The organism is Klebsiella sp. MBT K-1 (assembly GCF_002556465.1).
Classification (GTDB): domain Bacteria; phylum Pseudomonadota; class Gammaproteobacteria; order Enterobacterales; family Enterobacteriaceae; genus Klebsiella; species Klebsiella grimontii.
The window spans coordinates 1-520 of record NZ_PDEL01000048.1 but is presented as its reverse complement, the minus strand read 5'-3'; the positions used below and the strand labels follow the sequence as shown (position 1 = coordinate 520).

Genomic DNA, 520 nt, shown 5'->3' with positions numbered 1-520 from the left:
AAATTTGAGAGACTCGAACACACATTAACTGTGTGTCGTTTCAATTTTCAGCTTGATCCAGATTTTTAAAGAGCAAAACTTCGCAGTGAACCTTTTCAGGTACACTCTGAAGTTTTCTTGTGGTGTGCAGTAAAGATGGTGGAGCTATGCGGGATCGAACCGCAGACCTCCTGCGTGCAAAGCAGGCGCTCTCCCAGCTGAGCTATAGCCCCATCGTAGTGAAATCTCATCAACCTTAATTTCTGTTGAAGCAAGGCGTGGTGACACGAAGCATACTTAGAGTATGTGAGTGTCGCCGCAACGCAGCATCAGCAGAAATTTGGTAGGCCTGAGTGGACTTGAACCACCGACCTCACCCTTATCAGGGGTGCGCTCTAACCACCTGAGCTACAAGCCTGCAGAGATTTTTTACTGCTTATTTTTCATCAGACAATCTGTGTGAGCACTACAAAGGCAGGTTCTTTCAGGTAAGGAGGTGATCCAACCGCAGGTTCCCCTACGGTTACCTTGTTACGACTTC

2 tRNA genes and 1 rRNA gene are annotated in these 520 nt (G+C 47.3%); all 3 read right to left on the bottom strand.

Annotation, left to right across the window (positions count from 1 at the left end):
• Nucleotides 1-136: 136 nt before the first annotated feature.
• Nucleotides 137-212: transfer RNA gene (locus CMQ96_RS28225), tRNA-Ala, on the bottom strand.
• A 108-nt stretch (nt 213-320) separates the two neighbouring features.
• A tRNA-Ile gene (locus CMQ96_RS28220) sits at nt 321-397 on the bottom strand.
• Nucleotides 398-468: 71 nt separating this feature from the next.
• A 16S ribosomal RNA gene (locus CMQ96_RS28215) occupies nt 469-520 on the bottom strand; the annotation flags it as partial.